Below are 23,040 nucleotides of genomic sequence, written 5' to 3'. Positions count from 1 at the left end.
TCCGAAATAATGCTTGAAAAGGAAAATATTTCCGTTTTGAATACCCGCGCAAAGGCCACGGTTCGCGCGGGATAAGCGGGCCGCCGGCTGCACGCCCAGGGATCAAAAAGCTTCAGGAGAGCGTCGTGTCAGTCGTCCTTCCAACACCAACGCAACTTCACGCCGTCGCCAAACAATGCGGCCTGTCACTCACCGACGAGGACGTCGCTTCGTTCCGCAGTCTGATGCAAGGTTCGATCGATGCCTACAATCTCGTCGCAGCGATGCCGGACGAACTGCCGGAAGTGAAGTATCCGCGCACCCCCGGCTACCGCCCCTTGCCGGAGGAGAACCCGCGCAACGCCTGGTATCGCAAGTCGACCGTGAAGGGCGCCAGCTCCGGCAAGCTCAAGGGCAAGACGGTCGCGCTGAAGGACAACATCATGTTGGCCGGCGTGCCCATGATGAACGGATCGGCCACGCTGGAAGGCTACGTGCCCGATTTCGATGCCACCATCGTCACGCGGATGCTGGACGCGGGCGCCGAAATCGCCGGCAAGGTTCACTGCGAATCCTTCTGCATGTCCGGCGGCAGCCACACCAACGCGGTGGGACCTGTGCACAATCCGCACAAGATGGGCTATTCGGCCGGCGGCTCGTCGTCGGGCAGCGGCGTCGTCGTTGCGCTTGGCGAGGTCGACATGGCGATAGGCGGTGACCAGGGCGGTTCAATCCGGATGCCGTCCTCGTTCTGCGGCACATACGGGATGAAGCCGACCTGGGGACTGGTTCCGTACACCGGTATCATGCCGATCGAAATTTTCGTCGACCATACCGGACCGATGACGGCAACGGTGGCCGACAACGCGTTGTTGCTGGAGGTGATCGCCGGCGACGACGGCTACGATCCGCGCATCAAGACGCCGAAGGTTGAGGAGTATACCAAGGCACTCGGTGGCGGCGTCAAAGGGATGAGGATCGGCATACTCAAGGAAGGTTTCGAGCAGCCAATGGCGGAGGCTGCGGTGAATGAGAGCGTGCGCGAAGCGGCCAAGCGCTTCCGCGATCTCGGTGCCTCGGTCGAGACGGTCTCGATCCCGATGCATCTGACCGGTCCTGCAATATGGACGCCGATCGGCACCGAAGGCATGACGCAGACGATGATGTATGGCGACGGCTACGGGCTGAGCCGTGGCGATCTCTATTCGACGTCGCTGATGGATTTCCATCGCGGCTGGCGCCGGCAAGCCGACTCGCTGTCGGAGACCACGAAGCTGTTCCTGCTGCTCGGCACCTACATCAACAACAATTTCGGCCCGCGCTACTATGGCAAGGCGCTCAATATCTCCAGGCGGCTGACCGCTGCCTACGACAAGGCCTTCAAGGAATACGATCTGCTGCTTCTGCCAACGACGCCGATGAAGGCGACGCCGCTGCCGCCGGCCAATGCCAGCCGCGAGGATTACGTGGCGCGGGCGCTCGAGATGATTGCCAACACAGCGCCATTCGACATCACCCATCATCCCGCAATGTCGTTGCCCTGCGGCATGGTGGACGGTCTTCCGGTGGGCTTGATGCTGGTCGGCCGGATGTTCGAGGAATCCACGATCTATCGCGCCGCGCACGCCTTCGAGCAAATCGGCGATTGGAAGAAAATGTGAGCGCCGTTTTGTCGCGGACCGGTCGGATCGCAAGGCATGGCTAGCACCTTCGTTGCGGCGTTCGAGATCCTGAGCTTTGGCGCGATCATCGTGCTGGTCGTGCTCGGGCTCGGGATCATCGCCAGCATGATGGGGATATTCAACTTCGCGCAGGGCGAGTTTGTCCTGCTCGGCGCATACGTCACCTATCTGGCGTATAGCCACGGGATCCCGATCTGGGCCGGCATGGTGGCTGCGCCGTTCATCGTCGGCGGCCTCGGCTTCGTGCTGGAGGCGCTGATCATTCGGCGTTTCTACGCCGCGCCCATCGTGGCGATGCTGGGCACCTACGCGCTCGGCCTGATCGTCCGTGAGAGCGTGCGCGGCCTGATCGGCGGCTTCTACCTGACGGTGCCGGAGCCGATCGGCGGATCGATCGATATCGGCACGATGCACATCTCGGCGTGGCGATTCACGATCATCGTCATCACGCTGCTGGTGATGGCGGGCTGCTATCTGTTGCTGTCGCGGACCAGCTTCGGCCTTCGCGTGCGCGCCACGCTGGAGAATCCCGCTCTGGCGCGGGCGTCGGGAATTTCCACGCCCTTGATCTATGGCACCACCTTTGCCTTCGGAGCCGCGCTGGCGGGGCTGGCCGGCGCGTTGATCGTGCCCGTGTTCAGCCTGTTCGCCGACCTCGGCATCCGCTTCCTGATTCAGGGCTTTGTCGCGGTCATGGTCGGCGGTGTCGGATCGTTTATCGGGCCGGTTGCCGGAGCCGGCGTGATCGGAACGCTCAGTGCCGCGCTGCCCTGGGTCATGGCGCCCGTGGTCGCCGACGTCCTCGTCTTCGTACTCGCCATCGTCTTCATCAAATTCCGGCCGCAAGGCCTCATCGCGGGAAAAGGGGTTTAGTCTCATGTTTGCTGATCGCCTTGAATTGACGCGCCGTCGTTTCCTCAGCGGCTTTGCTTTCACGACTGGCGCGATTGCGACCGGAGCCGGTAGCTGGGTGGTCAGGCCAAACTGGGCGAATGCCGCCGAAGGCCCGATCAAGGTCGGTATCGCAACCGACCTGACCGGCCCGATCGCTTATGCCGGCAATGCTGACGCCAATGTCGCCAAGATGGTCATCAAGCAGATCAACGCTGCCGGCGGCCTGCTCGGCCGTCCGCTCGAGCTCTACATCGAGGACACCGCCTCCAACGAATCGGTCGCCGTCGGCAACGTTCGCAAGCTGGTCCAGCGCGACAAGGTCGACATGGTGCTGGGCGGCATCACCTCTTCGATGCGCAATGCGATCAAGGATCCGATCGTGGCGCGCGGCAAGACGCTCTACATCTATCCGCAGCTCTACGAAGGCAAGGAGTGCACGCCCAATCTGTTCTGCACCGGACCGACCCCGGCGCAGCAATGCGACGAGTTCATTCCCTGGCTGATCAAGAACGGCGGCAAGAAGTTCGCGCTGCCGAGCGCCAATTATGTCTGGCCGCACACGCTCAACGTCTATGCTCGCAAGGTCATCGAATCCAGCGGTGGCGAGGTCGTGTTCGAGGAATACTACCCGCTCGACCAGGTCGATTTCTCAGCCACCGTAAATCGCATTATCTCGAACAAGGTGGACGTGGTCTTCAATACCGTAATCCCTCCCGGTGTCGGTCCGTTCTTCAAGCAGCTCTACGAGGCTGGCTTCCTGAAAAATGGGGGGCGGCTGGCTTGCGTGTACTATGACGAGAATACGCTCAACATCAATCAAGCCGCCGAGATCGAGGGGCTTGCGAGCTGTCTCGACTACTTCAAGGCGCTGACCAAGGACGATCCGGTCAGCGCCAAGATTCAGGCGGCCTACGAGAAGGATTTCCCCGGCAACTTCCTGTTCGCCGCCGGCAGCGCGGCGACCGGCACCTATCGCGGGCTGAAGCTGTGGGAAGCGGCGGTCAAGGAAGCCGGCAAGATCGACCGCGATGCGGTGGCCGCGGCGCTCGATCACGCCAAGATCGCGGAAGGCCCGGGCGGACCGGCCGAGATGGTGCCGGGCAAGCGGCACTGCAAGATGAAGATGTATACCGCTGTTGCCAAAGGCGGGAACTATGAGATCGTGGGCCGCAGCGATGGCCTCGTCGATCCCAAGGAATGCTGAGTGATCGATGGGTGCAGCAAAGCAGGCCCTTCGCGCAACGGCGAGTCAGGCGCCCGGCGTTTCGATGGCTGACAATGGCTTGGACCGAGCATTGCCGGCGCAACAAGCGGCGGCGGGACGAAAGGTGCTCCCGATCGTGGAAGGGGCGGTGCTGATCACAGCGCTGATCCTGCCGCTGGTTCTGCAGGACTATCTCACGGTGTTCGCCACTCGTGTCATTATCCTCGCCCTGTTCGCGCTCTCGTTCGATCTGGTGTGGGGATATGCCGGCATCATGAGCTTCGGTCAGGCCCTGTTCTTTGGGTCGGCCGGTTATGGCGTTGCACTGATGGCGCGCGACCTCAAGATCACTTCGATCTTTCTGGTGCTGCCGGCAGGAACACTGATCGGGCTCGCCACCTCGCTGCTGCTCGGTGGCTTTCTGCTGCTCGGCCGGCATCCCTCCAGCGTGATCTTCGTCGCACTCGGTACCCTGACCGGATCCTACGCCGCCGACCGCCTGGCGCGCGGCTGGTACTATCTCGGTGGACAGAACGGCATTCCCTCGATTCCGTCGATGTCGCTCGGCAGCTACGATATTACCGAGGGACCGGTCTATTACTATTTCGCGCTCGGCATTCTGGTCGTGGTCTATCTGCTGTGCCGCTTCCTGGTGCGCTCGCAGTTCGGCTTGGCATTGGCGGGACTTCGCGAGAACGAGCAGCGCATCGCCTTCTTCGGATACAAGGCGCAACACCTGAAGGCGATTGTTTTCGCTGCCGGCGGCACCATTGCAGGCCTTGCAGGTAGTCTCTACGCGTTTCACGAGGGCTTCGTCTGGCCCAATATGGTAGGCGTGGTAATCTCGACGCAGGTCGTACTTTACGTTCTATTCGGCGGGTCGGGCACATTGATCGGTGCGGTGATCGGCGCCGTCATCATCGAGGGCGTCAGCTTCTGGCTGTCGGACAATTATCGCGACATCTGGCCGATCCTTCTCGGCGTGTTGCTGCTGCTGGTGATCCTGTTCCGCCCGCTCGGGCTGATCAGCTTCGTGCTCGGCGAACGCGAGCGCGTAGGCAGTTTTGGGGTGACACGCAAGGAGAAGCGCAATGCCGCTCCTTGAGGCGACTGGTATCGTCAAGGTATTTGGCAAGCTTACCGCGCTCGACGGTGCAGCGCTGACGGTAGGGGAGAACGAGTTTCACGGCCTGATCGGGCCGAACGGCTCGGGAAAAAGCACCCTGATGAAGTGCGTCGCAGGCGCCGAGATGCCGACCCAAGGCAAGGTCAGCTTCGTCAACCGCGATATCACCCTGTTGTCACCGACCGAGCGAGCCCGCGCCGGCATGAGCCTGAAATTCCAGATCACCAGCGTGCTGCCGACACTGACGCTTTACGACAACATCCTGCTGGCTCTACAGGCGCAATCGTCGCTGTTCGATCTGGTGTTCTCTCGCACGCGCGGCGTGCTGCACGATCAGGTAATGAGGATGCTGAGCCAGTTCCGCCTCGCCGATCACGCGCATGACGCTGCCGCGGCGCTGTCGCACGGGCAGCAGCAATGGCTGGAAATCGCTATGGCGCTCGCAGCCAAGCCGCGGCTGCTGCTGCTGGACGAACCGACCGGCGGCATGAGCCTGGAAGAGCGCCGCGTTACCGGCGAACTCCTGCAGCCTATCAAGCAGCATTGTTCGCTTGTGATCGTCGAACACGATCTGGATTTCATCCGCGATATCTGCGACCGCCTGACCGTGATCGATCAGGGTCGTGTGCTCGCGTCCGGAACGGTCGCCGAGATCCAGGCCAACAAGAGCGTCCAGGAGATTTATCTGCGTCGTGCCTGAACAGACATTTCTCGATATACGGCATCTCGAAGCCGGCTATGGCCGCAGCCAGGTCCTGTTCGATGTCAACATCAGCATTCCCTGGCGCGGCGGCGTCGCGGTGCTCGGCCGCAACGGAGCCGGCAAGACCACGCTGATGAAGACGATCGTCGGCGAGCTTGCGAGCCCGAAGGGTGAATTGTTTTTCGACGGCCGTGACATCACCCGGCGCCGGACCGAGGAGCGGGTCCGCTCGGGCATCGGCTACGTGCCGCAGGAGCATTCCGTGTTCGCTCGGCTCTCGGTGCGCGACAATCTCGCAGTCGGCTCGCTGTTCAACGTTGATCCGGCGGCGGTCGATCGGATCCTGACCATCTTCCCGAAGCTCGGGCAGCGGCTCGACCAGCCGGCCGGCACGCTATCGGGCGGCGAGCGCAAGATGCTGGCGATCGGACGCGCGATGCTTGGCGATCCCAAATTGCTGTTGCTGGACGAGCCGACCGAAGGCGTGTGGGTCGGTGTGATCGAGGAGATCACCGAGCGGCTCATCGAGTTGGCCAAGCAGATCGCGGTCGTCATCGTCGAGCAGCATCTCGATCTCGCGCTGCGCGTCGCCGATTACGCCTATGTGCTCGATCGCGGCAGAGTGGCGCTGCAAGGCGCTGCTGGCGAGGTGCGGAGCGATCCGGAACTATTGCGGTATCTCGCCCCGTAGCGTTCGCCGAAGGCGCGCCGGCGTCGACGGCTATGAAAGTGTTGCGGCGCCTACTTCACCGCGCCGAAGCGGCTATCGAAGGAGTTTGTGGACACGATCGGCGCGGAGCCTGCGACCTGATTGTCCTTGGCGGCAGCGGCCGGAGCATCCGACACCGATGGTTTCAGCGGCGGGCGGCTGGCGGCGGCATGTTTGACGTCGGGCTTCGCTGCCGTCGTCTTCGGCGCAGCGGCTTCAGGACGCGGCTGCTGCTTGGCCTCGGTCGCCGCCTTCGGCTTGGACGGTGGCGTGCTGGCGGTGGCGTCGGCTGCGCCGCCCAGGCCAACCTTACGGGCGAGGCTGGAGAAGAAACCGTCATTCTGCTCAGTCGCCGGCGCGGCATTGGCGACCCGCGTCGAAGCTGGGGCAGAGGCAGGAGCAGCGGCAGGAGCAGCAGCCGGTACTGCGGCCAGTTTCGGCTGCTCCGGCGGACCCTTCAGCAGGTTTTCAGACGGAGCTGGAGCTTTCGGCGGATTGACGTGGGAGGGAACGGTGCCTGGCGCCCGCGCCATCAGCGACAGGGTCGAGCCGTCGCCAGGCTCCGAAAGCCCGGTGCTGCCTTCGGGCACGCTGGCGGCGAACACCCTGTGCATGCCGCCGTCGATACCGGTGTTGATCCGCGCCACCGGCGTTCCCTTTGCGATCAGTCGCGCGGTCTCCGCAATATCGGTGGCCTGCTTCTCGCGCACGGCGTCGGCGATTTCATCGGGGATCACATAGACCGGGCACTTGGAAGACGCCTCGAATACCGGGTCCTTGGTCGCGTTCGGCGGCTTGGCCGCGTCGAACACGTATTTCTTTTCGCAGAAATCGACCTTCGGCTCCTGCCGCGTCACCTCGAAATGATCATTGCCTTCCTTGATCATTTTCCAGAACGGCATGTGCGGATTGTTGCGGTGCTTGGCCATATTGGCCGGCGTCATCCGGAACGGATAGGCCTGCAATTGGAACGACTTCTGGCCGCCAAAGAAGGATTCGCGGCCCAGCGAATAGATTTCCGCGATCTGCTCGTCGGTCATCGCGTAGCAGCCGCGCGAGGAGCAGTCGCCATGCACCATCAACTGCGAGCCGGTACGTCCCAATGCTTTGTCGAACGCATTGGGATAGCCGGTGTTGAAGGAGAGGTAATAGGCCGACTGCGGGTTCATCTGCGCCGGCGAGATCGAGTAGAAGCCTTCCGGCGCCTGGCGGTCGCCTTCGCGAACCTTTGGGCCGAGATCGCCCGACCAGCGGCAGATCGGGTAGGTCTTCAATAGCGCGAAACGGCCGGAGCGGTCCTGCTTCCAGATCTCCAGTTCAGCTTCCTGCTTGAACAGCCGGACCAGGATCGGAGACTGCAGGTCCATGTCCTTCGCCGTCATGTCGGCGATCAGTTTTGGCGGGACTGGCTGGTTGGCCTTGGCGTTGTTGGCCAGCGAGATGCCGTCACTGTTGCAGCCGGCCATCAACACGCCTGCGCCCACGAGGACAGCCGACGTGACGAGCGCGCGAACCAGCGAGCGGTTAGTCAAAGGCTAAGCTCCACACCCACCGGGCATTCTCGCACCCCAAATCAACAGCGACATGCCCTGAAGCCATTGTCTAAAATATTACCCATTGCCCCCCTGCGCCGCAACCCAAACGGGGCCGTCCAGCGGATGCTGCGGCAGGCATGGTCAACAGAAACTAAAGACCGGGCTCGGGGCCTAATTGCGGCCGAATCATGCGCGCTGGCGAAAATAATGGCCGTTTAGAGGTCGTTAATATTTGGAGCGAGTAGGCCGGCCGACCCTACCAAGGCAGGGTAGATAGGGACGAAGCGATCAGCCGAGCTTGCGGCCGATATCGAGGAATTTCTGCCGCCGATGCCGGCGGACAGCATCCGAGTCGAGATTGCGGAGGTCGTTGAAGGCCTCCGCGATGGCATCGCCGGTGGCCGAGATCATGGCGGCCGGATCGCGATGGGCGCCACCGGCGGGCTCTTTCAGGATCTGGTCGATCACGCCGAATCGCAGCATGTCCTGCGCGGTGATCTTCATGCTGGTGGCAGCTTCCTGCGCCTTGGTGCCGTCGCGCCACAGGATCGAGGAGGCCGCCTCCGGCGAAATCACGCTGTAGATCGCGTGTTCGAACATCAAGACCTTGTTCGCGGTGGTGATGGCGATCGCGCCGCCGGACATGCCTTCGCCGGTGACGATTGCGACATTGGGTACGCCGAGCGACAGGCAGGCGTCGGTGGAGCGCGCGATCGCTTCCGCCTGGCCGCGTTCCTCCGCGCCGATGCCAGGATAGGCGCCGGCGGAATCGACGATCGACAGCACGGGAATGCCGAAACGATCGGCCAGCTCCATCAGCCGCACGGCCTTGCGATAGCCTTCAGGCCGGGCCATGCCGAAATTGTGCTTGATGCGGCCCTCGGTCGAGGCGCCCTTTTCCTGGCCGACAACGCAGATGCTCTCGCCGCGGAAGCGGCCGAAGCCACCCATCAGAGCCTCGTCCTCGCCGAATTTGCGGTCGCCCGCCATCGGCGTGAAGTCCGTGATCAGCGCGTTGACGAAATCGGTGAAATGCGGGCGCTGCGGATGGCGCGCCACCAGCGTCTTCTGCCACGGCGTCAAATTGGCGTAGAGATCGGCCAGCGCTTGGGACGCCTTGTCCTCAATGCGCGCAATCTCGTCGCCGATGTCGCTGCCGGACGCCGCCAGCGCGCGCAATTCGTCGATCTTGGACTCGAGTTCGGCGACTGGTTTTTCGAAGTCGAGATAGCTGCGCATCTGTTCCGGCATCAAGACAATATAGGTAACAACGCGCTGTGAGACGAAGCGGTTTTCGATTCACCTCAAGAAAGCACGCATATTCAATGATTTAGCGCATATCTCGGTCCGGATAAGCCGGTTTGCCGAAAGCGCGCCAAACAAGGCCGCGGGCGGGATGGCTGTTTCGGGGGAGAAGCCGCGGAAGTCAAGGCAGGAAGTTCATCTACCTGTCATCCCTGCGAGAAAGCAGGGACGACTACGGCTTCTCCGCCAATGGGTGCAGGTCGCGCACCAGGCTCTTCAGCCGTTCCTCGACCACATGAGTATAGATCTGCGTGGTCGAGATGTCGGTATGGCCGAGCAGGGTCTGCACGATGCGCAGGTCCGCGCCGTTATGCAGCAGATGGCTGGCAAAGGCGTGGCGCAGCACGTGCGGCGAGACCAGCCGCGGCGCGAGGCCTGACGCCGCCGCCAGTTCCTTCAAGTCGCGCGCAAAGTGCTGGCGCGTCAGATGGCCGCTCTCGCCGAAGGAGGGAAACAGCCACTTCGATACAACGGCGTTTTTCTTCTTCTCGGGCCTGAGCGCCTCCATCGCGGCGAGATAATCGGCCATTGCCTGCCGCGAGGCTTCGTTGAGCGGCACCAGCCGCTCCTTGTTGCCCTTGCCGCGCACCATGATCATGCGGGCATCGCGCCGCGCGGCCGATAACGGCAGCGCCACCAGCTCCGAGACGCGCAAGCCCGTGGCGTAGAGGACTTCCAGCAGGCAATACAGCCGCATCGCGCGCAGCCGCTGCTGTGGCGAGGCGTTCTCGGCCTCGGTCAATTCCTTGGCCCGCGTCAGCATGCGGTCGACATCCGATATCGACAGCACCTTCGGCAGCCCGCGGCCGCGCTTCGGGCCGGACAGGATCGCCGCCGGATCATCGGTGCGGATGCGCTCGCTAAGCAGGAAGCGGAACAGATGCCGCATCGCCGACAGCCGCCGCGCCACGCTGGAGGATTTGAAGCCGCGGGTGTCGAGATCGGCGAGGTAGTCGCGCAGCACGTCGGTCCCGGCACGGGTAAAGTTCTGGCCGGCTTGCCCAAGAAATTCGGAGAAATCGGTGAGGTCGCGCCGATAGGCGTCGAGCGTATTGTCTCCCGCCCCCTGTTCCGCAGCGAGCATGTCGAGGAACAGGTTGATCAGTTTCGCATCTGAGGCCGTCTTACTGGAACGCATTGCCCTCCGCCATCTCCGTCACGGAGGTGTCTCGAGTTCGTTTCTCATCCACAAAACAGACGATAGCGGCTATTTCTTGAGGAACTTGTCTGGGGGGATCGTAACCGTCATTTCCCGGGGGCTTGGATTGACGAAATTCGCCAGCGCGAAAATCACGCCATAGATCACCCCGGCTATCACGCCGACGACCGTCAGAAAGCGGAACAAGCTGGGCATAGGGGGCTCAGGGCGGCGAATTAACCAATGAAATCATCCAACATGTTCCCTTCCCCGTGGCAAGAGTCTCTGGCAACGGCGTCAAAGGGGGTAGTATAGGTGTCGCGAAGCGGTGGAAATCCGCAAAACCACAGAGTTTTTTGATGTCCGAGACCGTCGCACCGGCCCAGGCGAGCGCCCCCCAGGAGGCCGACATTACGTCGGCCCTGGCACGGCGTTCGGTTGTGCTGGTTGGCATGATGGGGGCAGGCAAATCGACCATCGGCCGCCGCTTGGCGGCGCGGCTGCGGCTGCCATTTCTCGACGCCGATATCGAGATCGAGGCGGCCGCCGGGATGTCGATTCCGGATATTTTCGAAACCCACGGCGAGCCGCATTTCCGGGACGGCGAGGCGCGGGTGATTGCGCGGCTGCTCGATAGCGGGCCGGCCGTGATCGCCACCGGCGGCGGCGCCTTCATGCGCGAGGAGACCCGCAACCGCATCCGCGACAAGGCGGTCTCGATCTGGCTCAAGGCGGACGTCGACGTCATCATGAAGCGCGTGAGGCGTCGCGCCGACCGGCCGCTGTTGCAGACCGAGGATCCGACTGCCACCGTCAGCCGTCTGCTCGAAGCGCGCGAGCCGGTCTACCGGAGCGCTGACGTGACCATTCTGTCTCGCGACGTGCCGCACGACCGAATCGTCGACGAATGCATCGAGGCCCTGCGCGCCCGGCTGTGTGCCGGCGCCCCGGCCGCCCAGCCAACAACCGAGGGATGAACGTCACGCCATGACTGCGCCGCTGAAACATTCCGCCGATATCACGGTCGACGTCGCCCTCGGCGACCGCGCCTATGACATCGTGATCGGCCGCGGCGTGCTGGATACGCTCGGCGCGCGCGTCGCTGCGCTGCGCCCCGGCGTGCGAACCGCCATCGTCACCGACCGCACCGTCGCAAAGCACTGGCTGGAACAAACCGAGCGTTCGCTTAGCGGCGCCGGCATCCCGACGTCTCGCGTGATCGTCGAGGAAGGCGAGGTATCAAAGACCTATGCCGGTCTCGAAAAGGTCTCTGAAGCGCTGATCGCGGCGAAGATCGAGCGCAACGATCTGGTGATCGCGCTCGGCGGCGGCGTGGTCGGCGATCTCGCCGGTTTCGCGGCGGCGATCCTGCGCCGCGGCGTCGATTTCGTGCAGGTGCCGACCTCGCTTTTGGCCCAGGTGGATTCCTCGGTCGGCGGCAAGACCGGCATCAATTCGCCGCAAGGCAAGAATTTGCTTGGCGCATTTCATCAGCCGGTGCTGGTCATCGCCGATACGTCGGTGCTCGACACGCTGTCGCCGCGCCAGTTCCGCGCCGGCTATGCCGAGATCGCCAAATATGGCGTGCTCGGCGATGAAGCCTTTTTCACCTGGCTCGAAGCCAACCATGCCGACATCTTCTCCGGCGGCGCGGCGCGCGAGCATGCGATTGCAACCTCCTGCCGCGCCAAGGCCGCGATCGTCTCCCGCGACGAGCGAGAAAATGGCGAGCGCGCGCTGCTCAACCTCGGCCACACCTTCGGCCATGCGCTGGAGGCCGCGACCGGCTTTTCCGACCGCCTGTTCCACGGCGAGGGCGTCTCGGTCGGCATGGTGCTGGCGGCGGAGTTTTCAGCGAAACTCGGCATGACCTCCGAGGCCGACGCCACCCGGGTCGAGCGCCATCTTGCTTCCGTTGGCCTGCCGACCCATTTGCAGGACATCGCAGGCTTTGCCCAGGAAGGGCTGGCCGATGCCGACGCCCTGATGGCGCTGATGGCGCAGGACAAGAAGGTCAAGCGCGGCAAGCTGACCTTCATCCTGCTGCAGGCGATCGGCCGCGCGGTGGTTGCAAACGACGTCGAGCCGGCGCTGGTTCGCGATTTCCTGCAACAGAAGTTGTCGGGATGACGGGATTATCGGGCGGCTTGACGCAAGCGTCGCGCGGGGCCGGGGTCGTCACGAGGAATATATGAGTTCGACCGCGCTCAATCTGCTGCTCGCGATCTTGCTGCTCGCCGCCAACGCGTTTTACGTGGCCGCCGAGTTTGCGCTGGTCAAGAGCCGCGGCTTCCGCATCAAGGCGATGGTCGAGCAGGACCGTTTCGGTGCGCACTTGCTGCATGGCATGATGGGCAATATCGAGGCCTATCTCGCCTGCTGCCAGCTCGGCATCACCATGGCCTCCCTCGGTCTCGGCTGGGTCGGCGAGCCCACCGTTTCGGCGCTGCTCGAACCGCTGCTCGTTCCGCTCGGAATGTCGGAACGCACGCTGCACTTCGTCTCGTTCCTGGCGGGCTTTTTGGTGTTCTCCTCGCTGCACATCGTGATCGGCGAGCAGGTGCCGAAGACATTTGCGATCCGCCAGCCGACGCCGGTCTCGCAATGGATTGCCTATCCGCTCTATCTGTCCTACCTGGTTTTCTGGCCGCTCAACTGGCTGCTCAACGCCGCCTCCCGCGGCATCCTGCGCATGTTCGGCGTCAAGGAATCCTCCCAGCACGAAATCCTCACCGATTCCGAAATCGAGGGGCTGGTGGAGGAATCCGCCGTGCACGGCGGCATCGAAAGCGGCGAGGCCGAGTACATCCACAATGTCTTCCGCTTCGGCGATCTCGCGGTATCTGATGTCATGGTGCACCGCACCGCGATGGTGATGATCAATGCCGACCTGCCGCCGGACGAACTGGTGCGCGAGGTGCTGGCCACCGAGTACACGCGCATTCCCCTGTGGCGCGACAAGACGGAGAACATCATCGGCGTGCTGCACGCCAAGGACCTGCTGCGCGCGATCCGTGCGTCCGAAGGCGACACCTCTCGCATCGACGTTTCGGCCATCATGCTGCCGCCCTGGTTCGTGCCGGAGATGCGGCCCCTGTCCGAACAGTTGAAGGCGTTCCGCCGCCGCAAAACCCACTTCGCGCTCGTCGTCGACGAATATGGCGAGGTCGAAGGCATGGTGACGCTGGAAGACGTTCTGGAAGAGATCGTCGGCGATATTTCCGACGAGCACGACGTCGTGGTCGCCGGCGTCCGCGTCCAGGCCGACGGCTCTGTGGTGGTGGATGGCTCCGTGCCGATCCGTGACCTCAACCGCGCCATGAACTGGCATCTGCCCGACGAGGAGGCGACGACAGTCGCCGGCCTCGTGATTCACGAGGCGCGCTCGATCCCCGAACGCGGCCAGAATTTTACCTTCCACGGCTGCCGTTTCCGCGTGCTGCGCCGCGAGCGCAACCGTATCACCGCACTAAAGATCACGCCGCTGCCGCGCGAAACCGACGCGGAGTATCCGAAGCCGAAGCGGGCAGGGACGGCGTTCTAAGCGCCGCTCCGCGCATGACGGGACTATTCAATATCGATCGTGACGCCAGAGAGTTTCCATTGGCCGTCGGAGGGAATGAAACCGAGCTGGTACTTCACCTTTTTCGGCGCGGTGTCGAAGCGGCCCTTCAAGCGCAACACGCCCTTGTCATCGATCTTTGCGTCCTCCTCCGGAATGACCGGGCTGGCGACGATCGCATCGAACACGGCGTGCTTCTCGACCAGGTCCTTGAAGACAGCCCGCAGCTTGTCGGGCGGAAACTGATCGCGGAACGGCTTTGAAATCTTGGCGTGCAGGACCGTGAAATTGTCCGATGCCACCGCGTCGTTGAGAGTCACGAGAATGCTCTTGATGAGCACCTCCTGGACAAACGGGCTCGGCATGTCCAGCGCTTGTGCCTTGGTTGACGAGACTGCAACCAGGGCCATCACGGCCACGGCCCATCTGAAGCGTACCCAATGCTGCATCGGACGACCCTATCGAGCGGCGATGGCATTGGGGCCGCTCCGGCCCCGGTTCGGATGGAACTGCGTCCATCGCCCAGCAGTCAACAGATAAATCAAAACGGTTGTGCCGTCTGCGCGATCTTGAGCAAAAGCCACAGGTCTTCGGCCTGTCTGTCGGCGCACTTCAGGATCGGGCTGATCGGGCTCGTCAGCCCTGACCCTCCCGGGGCGCCTGCGCCCTGATGGCGAGTGAATGGACGGAGCCCCCAAGTTCCGCCGCAAGTGTCGCATTTACCATGCGGTGGCGTTCAACCCGGCTCTTCCCTTCGAAGGCTTCAGATACGATATAGACCCTGAAATGCGTCTCACCGCCTGGCCGGTGGCCCGCATGGCCCTCATGCAGATGAGATTCGTCCGCGACGTCGAGGCTTTCCGGCAAGAAAGCTTCACGCAACTTGTTTATGATAATGTCCCTGGTGCTCATGATGGCGGCAGATAATTCTGTGTCGGCTTCCCGTCAATGGCGCATCCGAATAGAGGTATTCGCAATGTCAAGACTTGAAGCCTTTCGCATTGCGTAGTCATAGTCAGCCATGCCGATTGATTCATCCAAGTTCTTCGATTCCATTCGCATCAAGCCCAACAAGCTGAGTGCGAAGCAGCAGGCGCAGGCGCGCGAGGAAGCCGCCATGTGCGAGTGGGCGGGCTGCCAGAACAAGGGCCCGCACCGCGCGCCCAAGGGCCGGGAGAATTCCCGCGAGTACTGGCACTTCTGTCTCAACCACGTGCGCGAATACAACCAGTCCTACAATTTCTTCCAGGGCATGAACGCCGATGCCGTCGCGCGCTACCAGAAGGATGCGCTGACCGGCCATCGCCCGACCTGGAAGATGGGCGCCAATACCGCCGGCAAGAAAGGCAAGCAGCCCAGCGCCGAGGACTTTGACGGCGCCGCGGATCCATTCAGCATGTTCTCCGAGCTCAACGGTCGCGGCCGCTGGCGGCCGGGGCCGGGCGCGCAGGCCAAGACCGAAACGCGCAAGGTGATGAACGCCGAGCGCAAGGCGCTGCAGGTGATGGGGCTTTCCGCCGAAGCAACGCTCGATGACGTCAAGGCCAAGTACAAGGCGCTGGTCAAGCAGCACCATCCCGACGCCAATGGCGGCGACCGCTCCACCGAGGACCGCCTGATCGAGATCATCAAGGCGTATAATTATCTGAAGACGGTGGTGCGCGCGTAGCGCACTATTCATCGTCGTCCCCCGCGAAAGCAGGGACCCATAACCACCGGCACTAATCGATAGAGAAAGCTGTCTACCCGTATGCCCTTTCCATGGGCCGCGGCGTATGGGTCCCTGCATTCGCAGGGACGACAGCGGAGATGATGGCGCTGCAGTTGCCGTGCAGACGGTTTTGCCCGCTCAACCCGGCATTGGTCCGACATACGCCGAACTCGGCCGGATCAGCCGGCCGCCACGCTGCTGCTCGCGGGCATGCGCGGTCCAGCCTGCGGCGCGCGCCACCGCAAAGATCGGCGTAAACGCCTGCCGCGGAATTTTCAGCGCGTCGAGCAGGATTGCGGTGAAGAACTCCACATTGGTATCGAGCGGGCGCTCCGGATTTTTCCGGCGCAATGCGTCGCGGATGTAGGCCTCGACCTCGCCCGCGAACGGCAGATCGGCGCCGCCTCCTGCGAGCCGCTCGATCGCGCGCTTGAGCACATCTGCGCGTGGGTCGCGGACGCGATAGATGCGGTGGCCGAATCCCATCAGCCGCTCGCCGCGGGCCAGTGCGCTGTCGACCCACGGCTTGATGCGCTCGGTCGAGCCGATCGCATCCAGCATCTCCAGCACCGGCTCAGGCGCGCCGCCATGCAGCGGCCCTGTCAGCGCGCAATAGCCGGCCGTGACGGCCGCGAACAAATCCGCTTGCGTCGAGGCTACGACGCGCGTCGTGAAGGTCGACGCGTTCATGCCGTGGTCGCACACCGTGACGAAGTAGGTGTCCAGCGCGGTGATCTCGCGCGGTGCGGCTTTGCGGCCGCGCAGCATCGACAGCGTGTCGGCGGCATGGCCAACGGTCGGGTCGGGCGCGATCGGGTCCTCGCCTTTGGCCCGCTGCAGCAGCGCGCCGGCAATCACAGGCAACGCGCCGACGATGGTCGCCTCGTGCTCAAGTCCGTTCTCGCCGCGCAGGCCGGCAACGGCTGCACGAAAGCCGTCGACAATCGACATGCCACGCGTTGCCGGCAGCAATTCGGGTAGCCGTGCGAATGCGCGTTCCCGCGCCGCGCCGAGCCGTGAGCGCACATTGGCTTCGTTGAGCGAGGTTCCCATTGCGGCGTTCCACAGCCGCGCGGTCACGCCTTCAAAACTCGACCTGCCCGCGAGGTCGCCGATCCGCTCGCCGGCGATGATCAGTTCGCCGCGCTCGCCGTCGACATGGCTGAGGACGGTTTCGGCGGCCGGAATGCCGTCGAGACCGATCGGGGTCTTGGAAATCTGCATGTTCATGAGAGCTCTCCTTTGCCTGCTGCAAAGGTCGGGCCCCTCGACAACTTGATCAATCTTGATTATGTAAATCAATATGAAAAAATCCCCCGGCCTTTACCTCTCGGCCCGCGAGGCCTCCGCCGAGCTCGCGATCTCCCAGGCAACCCTCTACGCCTATGTCAGCCGTGGCCTGATCCGCTCGGAACCGTCGGAGGATTCCCGCAGCCACCGCTACCGGGCCGAGGACGTCCGCACGCTGAAAGAGCGGCGCGCGCCATCGCCGGAGCCGCGCGGCCTGCGCAGCTTCGACGCCGATCTGCCGGTGCTGGATTCGGCCGTCGGAACCATCACCGAGGACGGCGCGATCTATCGCGGCGTCAACTGCATCGATCTCGCCGAGCGCGACACGCTCGAACACGCCGCGACGCTGTTGTGGGACGTGACCGGCGTCGATCCCTTTGATCAGAACAATTGTCCCGTTGTGTCGGACGAAATGCGCGCAGTGGCCGAGGCCGCACGAGGGGCAAACGCGATCGATCGCGCCATCGCCGTGCTGGCGCTCGCCGCCAGAGCTGATCCGAGGGCCTTCACCCGCGCCGACGAAGAGCGCGCGATGCTGGGTGGCCGCATCATGCGCCTCGTGGTCGCGACCATGCTGAACGCCAAATCCTCGGCAAAGCCGCTTCACTTGCAGATCGCGCGCGTCTGGGCGCCGGAGCACAAGCACGCGGCCGATCTGATCCGCCGCGCGCTGGTGCTGCTGGCCGATCATGAGCTGAATGCCTCGACCTTTACCGTGCGCTGCGCGGCCTCGACCGGGCTAAATCTCTACGATGCCATGATCGCCGGTCTCGTCGCGCTGAAAGGCCCGAAGCACGGTGGCGCCGGCGTGCTGGCGGCGCAGCTTCTGAAGACGCTCGCCAACGGCGAGGTCGCCCCCGTCATCCGCGAGCGCGTCGCGCTCGGCGAGCGTTTCGCGGGCTTTGGTCATGGCGTCTATAAGCATGGCGACCCCCGCGCGTGGGCGCTCTTGGAGGCGTTGGCACGCTCGGGCGCAGACCGTAAGTTTACCCACGAAATCCCGGAGCGGATCGCCGAAGCGACCGGCGAGTTCGTCAATATCGACTATGCCCTTGCGGTGCTGGTGCACACGCTCGGCCTGCCGCCGGGCCATGAACTGGTGTTGTTTTCCATGGCGCGAACGGTCGGATGGATCGCGCATGCCTGCGAGCAATTGCGCCATGGCCGGCTGATCCGGCCCCGCGCGCGCTATGTCGGCCCCGCACCGGGACGGAGCCCCGTCCGCGCCTGACGGCGGCGCAGTGCCCAGATGCCGAACGTGATAATCGCCGTCGCGAACACGGCCAGAATCCACAGATGCTTGCCGATGTGTTGGTGATGCGGCAGACCGGCATATTCATGCAACGCCGAGACCGCGAGCACACCTGGCAACACATGCGCCAACGCCCAGGCGAGTACCGCCGGGATATTGACACCGAAGAAAAGCATCGGAGGCATTCCGAGCGCGCCCGCGGTGACCGGTACGAAGGCGCGGATCGCCGGCACAAAGCGCGCGAACAACACCGCCAGCGTTCCCCAGCGGTGGAAGAACGTCTCGCTCTGCGTCATCACGCCTGGATATTTCGACATCGGCCAGGCGTTGAGAATTTCGCGTTGCGAGCGATGGCCGGCCCAGAACGCCGTACCGTCACCCAGCAACGCCCCGGCAATCGCGGCCGCCAGCACGCCCCACAGCTTCAGTTCGCCGCCGGGCACCAGCGCACTCAGCGCAAGGATGATGGTCGAGCCCGGCACCAGCGCGCCTGCGAGCGGGATCGCTTCCAAAAGGGCCGCCAGAAATAGCGTCAGGTAGGCCAGCCACGGATGGGCCGATACGACTGCAATCACGGGATCGAGGAATGAAGTCACAATTGCCGTCCTGCGGGTGGCCGCCTGCGCCCAGAGCTACCAGGCCCGGGCAGGGGCCGAAAGTACCGGCAGACCTTCGGCATGGCCTCGGCGAAGTGGTCAAGGCGGCAAAAGTGCGGCGTGATTCGCAGAGCAGCCCTCCAAAAACCTGAGAGATGGCTTATCTCAATGATAAGGCAATGGAACTTTGATTGCGCCGCGGGCTTCTGCCGGCCCCTGCTCTCTGCTAGGTTCGCGTTAGCCCCCATCCGCAGCCATTCAACAGATCTGGTTTCGGGAACGCCCGGGACCTCGGAGGATTGATGACGACCGCCGCCATGAGCAAAGTTTCGGAGCCCGTCGGACTGCCCGACATGAAGGTGTCGGTCCGGCAGGTTTTCGGTATCGACAGCGACCTCGAAGTGCCGGCCTATGCCGAAGTCGACCCGCATGTGCCGGAAGTCGATTCGGACTACCGCTTCGACCGCGCCACTACGCTCGCGATTCTCGCCGGTTTCGCCAAGAACCGCCGCGTCATGGTCACCGGCTACCACGGCACCGGCAAATCGACCCATATCGAGCAGGTCGCCGCAAGGCTGAACTGGCCGTGCGTGCGCGTCAACCTGGACAGCCACATCAGCCGTATCGATCTGGTTGGCAAGGATTCGATCGTCATCAAGGACGGCAAGCAGGTCACCGAATTCCGCGACGGCATTCTGCCCTGGGCGCTGCAGCACAACATCGCGCTGGTGTTCGACGAATACGACGCCGGCCGCCCCGATGTGATGTTCGTGATCCAGCGCGTGCTGGAAGTCTCCGGCCGCCTGACGCTGTTGGACCAGAACAAGGTGATCAAGCCGCACCCGGCGTTCCGGCTGTTTTCGACCGCCAACACGGTCGGCCTCGGCGACACCTCGGGCCTCTATCACGGCACCCAGCAGATCAACCAGGGCCAGATGGACCGCTGGTCGATCGTCTCCACGCTGAACTATCTGGCGCATGACGAGGAAGTCGAGATCGTGCTGGCCAAGGCGCATCACTACCGCACCCAGGAAGGTCGGGATGTCGTCAACAAGATGGTGCGGCTGGCCGACCTCACCCGTAACGCATTCGCCAATGGCGATTTGTCTACGGTAATGAGCCCGCGCACCGTGATCACCTGGGCCGAGAACTCCGACATCTTCGGCGATATCGGCTTCGCGTTCCGCGTCACCTTCCTCAACAAGTGTGACGAACTTGAGCGGCCGCTGGTGGCGGAATTCTATCAGCGCTGCTTCAACCAGGAGCTGCCCGAGAGTTCGGTGAACGTGGCGCTTTCGTAACTGTCGTTCCCGCGAAAGCGGGAACCCATACGACGCAGGGACGACGGGTGATAGAAACGTAATGACGACGACGAACTCCAAATTCCGCACCGGATCCAAGGAAGCGCCGACCGAGCCGTTCAAGCGCGCGGTGACCTCGTGCTTGCGCGCGATCGCGAAGGCGCCGGAACTTGAAGTGACATTCGCAGCCGAGCGTCCCGGTCTTGCACCGGGCAAGGCGCGGTTGCCCGAGCCGGCGCGCAAGATGACCAAGCGGGATGCTGCGATCGTGCGCGGGCACGCCGATTCGGTCGCGTTGAAGCTCGCCTGTCATGATCCCAAGGTGCATCGCAAGCTGATGCCGGGAAATCCGCAGGCGCGCGGCGTGTTCGAGGCGGTGGAGCAGGCCCGTGTCGAGGCCATCGGTTCGCGGCGGATGGCGGGTGTGGCGAAGAACCTTACCGCGATGCTCGACGATCACTTTCATCGCGGCAAATACGACGAGATCACCGACCGCGCCGATGCGCCGCTGTCGGATGCGCTGGCGATGCTGGTGCGCGAACGGCTGACGGGCCTTGCGCCGCCGGCGGCTGCGAAAAAAATGGTCGATCTCTGGCGTCCGGCGCTGGAAGATAAAATCGGCACCCGACTCGACAAGCTCAGCCGCGTCACCGAGGACCAGGCCAAGTTTGGCGATCTCGTGCACGACCTCTTGTCGGCGCTCGACCTCGGCGACGACCGCGATGCGGACGCCGATGACGACGAAAACGACGACGAGAATCAGGACGGCGAGAGCGATCAGTCCGGCTCCGAGGGCTCGCCCGATTCCGATGCCGCGCAGGAAATGAGCGCCGACCAGGCGCAGGCTTCCACCGACGAAATGTCGGAAAGCGCGATGGAGAGCGCGCAGGCTTCCACGTCAGATACGTTCGACGACGGCGAACTCGGCGACGACGAGACGCCGGGCGAAGCGACGCGGCCGAATATGCGTGGCGCCAACGAGCCGCGCGGCCCGGAATATCACGCCTTTGCACCGAAATTCGACGAGGTCATCGCTGCCGAAGATCTCTGCGACCACGACGAGCTGGAACGGCTGCGTTCCTACCTCGACAAGCAGCTCGCGCATCTGCAGGGCATCGTGGCGCGGCTCGCCAACCGGCTGCAGCGCCGCCTGATGGCGCAGCAAAACCGCGCCTGGGAGTTCGATCTCGAGGAAGGCATTCTCGACCCTGCAAGGTTGTCGCGCGTGGTCACCGATCCCTATCACCCGCTGTCCTTCATGCACGAGAAGGAAGCGACCTTCCGCGATACCGTGGTGACGCTGCTCCTCGATAATTCCGGTTCGATGCGCGGCCGGCCGATTACGGTGGCGGCAACTTGCGCCGACATTCTCGCGCGCACGCTGGAGCGTTGCGGCGTCAAGGTGGAGATTTTGGGCTTTACCACCCGCGCCTGGAAGGGCGGCCAGTCCCGCGAGGCCTGGCTCGCGGCCGGCAAGCCGGCCAATCCCGGCCGGCTCAACGATCTCCGCCACATCATCTACAAGTCCGCCGACGCGCCCTGGCGCCGTTCGCGCAAGAATCTGGGCCTGATGATGCGTGAGGGCCTGCTGAAGGAAAACATCGACGGCGAGGCGCTGGATTGGGCGCACAAGCGGCTGCTCGGCCGGGCCGAGCAGCGCAAGATCCTGATGATGATTTCGGACGGTGCGCCGGTCGACGATTCCACGCTGTCGGTCAATCCCGGCAATTACCTCGAGCGGCATCTGCGCCACATCATCGAGGAGATCGAGACCCGTTCGCCGGTCGAACTGATCGCGATCGGCATCGGTCACGACGTCACGCGTTACTATCGCCGCGCTGTCACCATCGTCGATGCCGAGGAGCTCGGCGGCGCCATCACCGAAAAGCTCGCCGAGCTGTTCAGCGAGACCCACGGCGTCGCGCCTGCCAACGGTCACCGCCGGCCGCGCCGCCTGCACTCGTGAGCGCATGCCCCCGCTCATAGGCCGCCGCCGCCTTTTGAAATATGCAGCGGCGGGCCTTTCCATGGCTGCCGTGCCCGGCGCGGCATTGGCGCAGATCGCCGTTCAGCGGCCACTGAGGCAGACCGTTCCCGACGAGTTCTCGGTCAGTGCGCCGGTCTCAATTGACGTCAATGCAAGGCCGCTGCAGTCGTTCGACACCCGCGACCGCTCGCGTGTGCGGTTCGGCGAGCTCGAATTTCGCAGCGGGCTGATCCTGACCTCGCGGTTCCGCGGCTTCGGCGGCTTGTCCGGCCTGCGGCTGGATCCTAAGGGCGAGCGCTTCATTGCCATCAGCGACAAGGGGGGCTGGTTCACCGGCCGCATTGTCTACAAGGGCCGCGAGATGACCGGACTTGACGATGTCGAGGCCTCGCCGGTGCTTGGCCACGACGGCAAGCCGATCACCTCGCGCGGCTGGTACGACACCGAGGCGCTCGCGCTCGACGGCTCGCTGGTCTATGTCGGTCTGGAGCGCGTCAATCAGATCCTGCGCTTCGACTTTTCCAAAGGATTTACCCGCGCGCATGGCGAGTTGATTCAGTTGCCGCTGGGCGTGCGCAAGCTGCCCTACAACAAGGGAATCGAGGCACTTGTCGTGGTGCCGAAGGGCCTGCCGCTGGCGGGAACACTGATCGCGTTCTCCGAACGCGGGCTCGACGCGCAGGGCAACATCACAGCCTTCCTGATCGGCAGGACGGTGGGGCTGTTCAGCGTCCGCCGCAGCGACAATTTCGATATCAGCGACGCGGTGCTGCTGCCGTCCGGCGGGCTGCTGCTGCTCGAACGCAAATTCTCCTGGCTCGGCGGCGTCGGCATCCGCATCCGCCGCATCGCACTTGCCTCCATCGCCCCCGGCGCGGTGATCGACGGCCCCGTGATCTTCGAGGCTGACCTCGGCAGCGAGATCGACAATCTGGAAGGCATCGACGCCCATGTCACGCCGGAGGGCGAAACGGTCCTGACGCTCATCTCCGACGACAATTTCTCGATGATCCAGCGCAATCTGCTGCTGCAATTCGCGCTGGTGGAGTAGGGGTGGGTTGCAGCC

The 23,040-nt window shown here is 63.6% G+C and carries 22 protein-coding genes; 14 read left to right on the top strand and 8 right to left on the bottom strand.

Annotation, left to right across the window (positions count from 1 at the left end; all coding sequences use genetic code 11):
* The first annotated feature begins 125 nt into the window (after positions 1–125).
* The 6 genes from YUO_RS0113065 to YUO_RS0113040 all read left to right on the top strand — a co-directional run bounded on the left by YUO_RS0113065 (position 126) and on the right by YUO_RS0113040 (position 6,279).
* A complete protein-coding gene (locus YUO_RS0113065; RefSeq protein ID WP_028347664.1) occupies positions 126–1,640 on the top strand; it encodes an amidase in 1,515 nt (504 codons plus the stop codon).
* A gap of 36 nt (positions 1,641–1,676) precedes the next feature.
* Entirely contained in the window at positions 1,677–2,534 is an 858-nt protein-coding gene (locus YUO_RS0113060; RefSeq protein ID WP_028347663.1) for a branched-chain amino acid ABC transporter permease, read from the top strand.
* 4 nt (positions 2,535–2,538) lie between these two features.
* Complete coding sequence (locus YUO_RS0113055) at positions 2,539–3,759, top strand: substrate-binding protein (protein ID WP_028347662.1); 1,221 nt, start codon at positions 2,539–2,541, stop codon at positions 3,757–3,759.
* 64 nt (positions 3,760–3,823) lie between these two features.
* Positions 3,824–4,864 carry a branched-chain amino acid ABC transporter permease gene (locus YUO_RS40620; protein ID WP_235782711.1) on the top strand — a complete coding sequence of 347 codons (1,041 nt, stop codon included), beginning with the start codon at positions 3,824–3,826 and terminating at the stop codon, positions 4,862–4,864.
* Positions 4,851–5,585 (top strand): ABC transporter ATP-binding protein, encoded by a 735-nt coding sequence (locus YUO_RS0113045; protein WP_028347661.1) that lies wholly within the window; start codon positions 4,851–4,853, stop codon positions 5,583–5,585. Before YUO_RS40620 ends, YUO_RS0113045 begins: the two co-directional genes overlap by 14 nt.
* A complete protein-coding gene (locus tag YUO_RS0113040; protein ID WP_028347660.1) occupies positions 5,578–6,279 on the top strand; it encodes a branched-chain amino acid ABC transporter ATP-binding protein in 702 nt (233 codons plus the stop codon). Before YUO_RS0113045 ends, YUO_RS0113040 begins: the two co-directional genes overlap by 8 nt.
* A 50-nt stretch (positions 6,280–6,329) precedes the next feature.
* On the opposite strand, the gene YUO_RS0113035 is transcribed toward YUO_RS0113040, so the two are convergent.
* From YUO_RS0113035 to YUO_RS40615, 4 genes are all read right to left on the bottom strand, one after another.
* Positions 6,330–7,829 (bottom strand): L,D-transpeptidase family protein, encoded by a 1,500-nt coding sequence (locus tag YUO_RS0113035; protein WP_028347659.1) that lies wholly within the window; start codon positions 7,827–7,829, stop codon positions 6,330–6,332.
* Between the two features lie 291 nt (positions 7,830–8,120).
* Complete coding sequence (locus tag YUO_RS0113030; protein WP_028347658.1) at positions 8,121–9,083, bottom strand: acetyl-CoA carboxylase carboxyltransferase subunit alpha; 963 nt, start codon at positions 9,081–9,083, stop codon at positions 8,121–8,123.
* Positions 9,084–9,309: 226 nt separating this feature from the next.
* The gene (gene xerD, locus YUO_RS0113025; RefSeq protein WP_028347657.1) at positions 9,310–10,275 is read right to left on the bottom strand and encodes a site-specific tyrosine recombinase XerD; all 966 of its coding nucleotides are present in this window, start codon (positions 10,273–10,275) and stop codon (positions 9,310–9,312) included.
* Between the two features lie 69 nt (positions 10,276–10,344).
* The gene (locus YUO_RS40615; protein ID WP_035726707.1) at positions 10,345–10,491 is read right to left on the bottom strand and encodes a hypothetical protein; all 147 of its coding nucleotides are present in this window, start codon (positions 10,489–10,491) and stop codon (positions 10,345–10,347) included.
* A gap of 143 nt (positions 10,492–10,634) precedes the next feature.
* Here YUO_RS40615 and YUO_RS0113015 point away from each other — a divergent pair, with 143 nt between their 5' ends.
* From YUO_RS0113015 to YUO_RS0113005, 3 genes are all read left to right on the top strand, one after another.
* Complete coding sequence (locus YUO_RS0113015; protein ID WP_028347656.1) at positions 10,635–11,252, top strand: shikimate kinase; 618 nt, start codon at positions 10,635–10,637, stop codon at positions 11,250–11,252.
* Positions 11,253–11,262: 10 nt separating this feature from the next.
* Positions 11,263–12,405 carry a 3-dehydroquinate synthase gene (aroB, locus tag YUO_RS0113010; protein WP_028347655.1) on the top strand — a complete coding sequence of 381 codons (1,143 nt, stop codon included), beginning with the start codon at positions 11,263–11,265 and terminating at the stop codon, positions 12,403–12,405.
* Between the two features lie 61 nt (positions 12,406–12,466).
* The gene (locus YUO_RS0113005; protein ID WP_028347654.1) at positions 12,467–13,819 is read left to right on the top strand and encodes a hemolysin family protein; all 1,353 of its coding nucleotides are present in this window, start codon (positions 12,467–12,469) and stop codon (positions 13,817–13,819) included.
* 23 nt (positions 13,820–13,842) lie between these two features.
* On the opposite strand, the gene YUO_RS0113000 is transcribed toward YUO_RS0113005, so the two are convergent.
* Entirely contained in the window at positions 13,843–14,247 is a 405-nt protein-coding gene (locus YUO_RS0113000) for a hypothetical protein (RefSeq protein ID WP_235782710.1), read from the bottom strand.
* Positions 14,248–14,473: 226 nt separating this feature from the next.
* The gene (locus YUO_RS0112995; protein ID WP_028347652.1) at positions 14,474–14,749 is read right to left on the bottom strand and encodes a BolA family protein; all 276 of its coding nucleotides are present in this window, start codon (positions 14,747–14,749) and stop codon (positions 14,474–14,476) included.
* Positions 14,750–14,858: 109 nt separating this feature from the next.
* On the opposite strand from YUO_RS0112995, the gene YUO_RS0112990 reads away from it, so the two are divergent.
* Positions 14,859–15,506: a J domain-containing protein gene (locus tag YUO_RS0112990; RefSeq protein WP_028347651.1), complete on the top strand. Its 648-nt coding sequence runs from the start codon at positions 14,859–14,861 to the stop codon at positions 15,504–15,506.
* 180 nt (positions 15,507–15,686) lie between these two features.
* Here YUO_RS0112990 and YUO_RS0112985 read toward each other — a convergent pair whose 3' ends face one another.
* On the bottom strand, positions 15,687–16,778 hold the full coding sequence (locus YUO_RS0112985) for a citrate synthase/methylcitrate synthase (protein ID WP_028347650.1): 1,092 nt from the start codon (positions 16,776–16,778) through the stop codon (positions 15,687–15,689).
* Positions 16,779–16,851: 73 nt separating this feature from the next.
* Between YUO_RS0112985 and YUO_RS0112980 the strand changes: the two genes are divergently transcribed.
* Positions 16,852–18,069, top strand: coding sequence for a citrate synthase family protein (locus YUO_RS0112980; RefSeq protein ID WP_028347649.1), 1,218 nt, complete (start codon positions 16,852–16,854; stop codon positions 18,067–18,069).
* Here YUO_RS0112980 and YUO_RS0112975 read toward each other — a convergent pair.
* On the bottom strand, positions 18,027–18,686 hold the full coding sequence (locus YUO_RS0112975) for a DedA family protein (RefSeq protein WP_028347648.1): 660 nt from the start codon (positions 18,684–18,686) through the stop codon (positions 18,027–18,029). The two genes, YUO_RS0112980 and YUO_RS0112975, sit on opposite strands and share 43 nt — an antisense overlap.
* A gap of 302 nt (positions 18,687–18,988) precedes the next feature.
* Between YUO_RS0112975 and cobS the strand changes: the two genes are divergently transcribed.
* The 3 genes from cobS to YUO_RS0112960 all read left to right on the top strand — a co-directional run bounded on the left by cobS (position 18,989) and on the right by YUO_RS0112960 (position 23,025).
* Positions 18,989–19,987, top strand: a complete 999-nt coding sequence (cobS, locus tag YUO_RS0112970; protein WP_028347647.1) for a cobaltochelatase subunit CobS — start codon at positions 18,989–18,991, stop codon at positions 19,985–19,987.
* Positions 19,988–20,048: 61 nt separating this feature from the next.
* Complete coding sequence (gene cobT, locus YUO_RS0112965; protein ID WP_028347646.1) at positions 20,049–21,953, top strand: cobaltochelatase subunit CobT; 1,905 nt, start codon at positions 20,049–20,051, stop codon at positions 21,951–21,953.
* Positions 21,954–22,014: 61 nt separating this feature from the next.
* A complete protein-coding gene (locus YUO_RS0112960; RefSeq protein ID WP_235782702.1) occupies positions 22,015–23,025 on the top strand; it encodes an esterase-like activity of phytase family protein in 1,011 nt (336 codons plus the stop codon).
* Positions 23,026–23,040 lie beyond the last annotated feature (15 nt).

This window comes from Bradyrhizobium murdochi (assembly GCF_000472965.1).
Classification (GTDB): domain Bacteria; phylum Pseudomonadota; class Alphaproteobacteria; order Rhizobiales; family Xanthobacteraceae; genus Bradyrhizobium; species Bradyrhizobium murdochi.
This window is presented reverse-complemented; position numbering and strand designations above follow the sequence as displayed.